Here is a 1,828-nt window from a genome sequence, read left to right as displayed (position 1 = left end):
GTCCTTGATATACCGCTTGTTTATCCGTATTTATTTTCGTACATCGATGGTTTTCACTTTGTTATGACACATGGCGATGTTACGGAAACGAAAGAAGAAAAAATGCAACTTGCAAAAAAGCTGCATGCGGACATCTTTATAAGCGGACATACCCATGTTGCAGGCATAGAAAAGGACGACGGATGCATTTTTATCAATCCGGGCTCTCCGTCCCTTTCAAAACGCAGCGACGGCAGACAGACTATTGCAATGCTTGATTTATCGAAAAAATACGTTAGAATCTATGACTTATATACAAAAGAAATAATCGAAGAAGTTGAAATTTAAGGAGTTAGTATGGACCAATTAGTAAAAGCAACATCCGAAGGTATTCGAATATACGCGGCTGTTACTACGGATTTAGTAAAAGAAGGAGCACGCAGACATAACTGCGGCGCGCTGGCTACGGCTGCTCTCGGACGTACAATGACTGCCGCGCTTTTGATGGCTGCAAACCTGAAAGAAAAAGAATGTATCACGCTGAAATTCAACGGTGACGGCCCGCTTGGTAATGTCACTGCAGACGCTTCATCAGACGGATTTGTACGCGGATATGTCAAACACCCTGAAATCGAGCTTCCGCTTAATAACGGAAAGCTTGCTGTGGGAGAGGGCATAGGACAGGGCCTTCTGTCTGTTACACGCTTCACAGGGGTGAAAGAACCGTTCACGGGAAGCTGTGAAATCCATACAGGCGAAATCGCCGAGGATGTCACACAGTATCTTTTCCAGTCCGAGCAGACACCATCAAGCGTGGCATTGGGTGTATTGATTGGCAAGGACGGTATCACACAGTCTGCAGGCGGATTTATCGTGCAGCCTTTGCCGGATGCTTCGGAGGAAGTAATAGAGAAGCTGGAAAACAATCTGAAGGACCTGCAGCCTGTTTCAGCAATGGTAAACGACGGACTGGACGGAAAAGGAATCATCGAACAGGTTCTGAAGGACTTTGAGGATATTCATTTCCTTACCACAACAGACCTGTCATTCAAGTGCCAGTGCTCAAAAATCCGCACAGAAGATATTCTCGTAACCCTGGGCCATGACGACCTGCAGGCAATGGTAGACGAGGGCCATGCCGAGGTAGTATGCCAGTTCTGTGGGGAGAAGTACCAGTTCAATCAGGAAGACCTCACGGTGATTTTACATGTCTCCGATGAACTGAGAAGAAGAAAAGCGAAAGCTGAAAAAGAAAACAAAGAAAAGAAATAAAAATAAGAGGAGCCGATTCCAAACGGAATCGGCTCCTCTTATGATATATCAGCTGTTTTGAAATCTTGAATTAGATAGCGCGCTGAACTTTGCCGGAACGCAAGCAGCGTGTGCAGACATTTACACGTTTAACCTCACCATCAACTACTGCGCGAACACGCTGGATGTTCGGTTTCCATGTGCGTTTTGTCTTCAAATGGGAGTGGCTGACGTTCATACCACTGCGCTCACCTTTGTTGCAGATTTCACATACATTTGCCATGCAAAACACCTCCTTAAAACAGCAATGTTTACCATTCATGCATAACACAAATATATTAGCATAAAGACAGCGGTGTTTGCAAGCTTTTTTTCGTCAAGGCAAAGAGAAAACAACGGCAAAACTGGAACAAAGGCGTTATAATATACAAAGGTGATGACATGAGCAATAAACTTGTTTGGCTTGCAATCAACGCGCAATACGTGCATACCTCGCTGTCTGTGCGGTATCTGCGCGAAGTGAGCCGAAAATACGCAGAGACAGAAATACTTGAACTTACGATTAACAACCATCTGCCCGAAATGCTGGGAAGAATAT

The 1,828-nt window shown here is 44.9% G+C and carries 3 protein-coding genes; 2 read left to right on the top strand and 1 reads right to left on the bottom strand.

All coding sequences use genetic code 11. The annotated features are described in order from the left end of the window. Together ACY69O_RS05665 and hslO are read left to right on the top strand one after the other, a co-directional pair. Positions 1–327, top strand: a 327-nt coding sequence (locus ACY69O_RS05665; RefSeq protein WP_462332492.1) for a metallophosphoesterase family protein, incomplete at its 5' end; no start/stop codon positions are given. A gap of 9 nt (positions 328–336) precedes the next feature. Next, positions 337–1,251, top strand: coding sequence for an Hsp33 family molecular chaperone HslO (gene hslO, locus ACY69O_RS05660; protein ID WP_462332491.1), 915 nt, complete (start codon positions 337–339; stop codon positions 1,249–1,251). Positions 1,252–1,321: 70 nt separating this feature from the next. Here the strand turns inward: hslO and rpmB are convergent, their stop codons facing one another. Then, the gene (rpmB, locus tag ACY69O_RS05655) at positions 1,322–1,513 is read right to left on the bottom strand and encodes a 50S ribosomal protein L28 (protein WP_072936425.1); all 192 of its coding nucleotides are present in this window, start codon (positions 1,511–1,513) and stop codon (positions 1,322–1,324) included. Between the last annotated feature and the right edge of the window lie 315 nt (positions 1,514–1,828).

This window comes from Schwartzia sp. (in: firmicutes), from assembly GCF_978017985.1.
Note: the sequence above shows the minus strand (reverse complement) of the source record. Positions and strands in the feature narration are given on the sequence as shown.

Coding starts and splice junctions, on each gene's coding strand:
- rpmB (WP_072936425.1), bottom strand. CDS start 1,513: ATGGCAAATGTATGTGAAATCTGCAACAAAGGTGAGCGCAGTGGTATG.
- hslO (WP_462332491.1), top strand. CDS start 337: ATGGACCAATTAGTAAAAGCAACATCCGAAGGTATTCGAATATACGCG.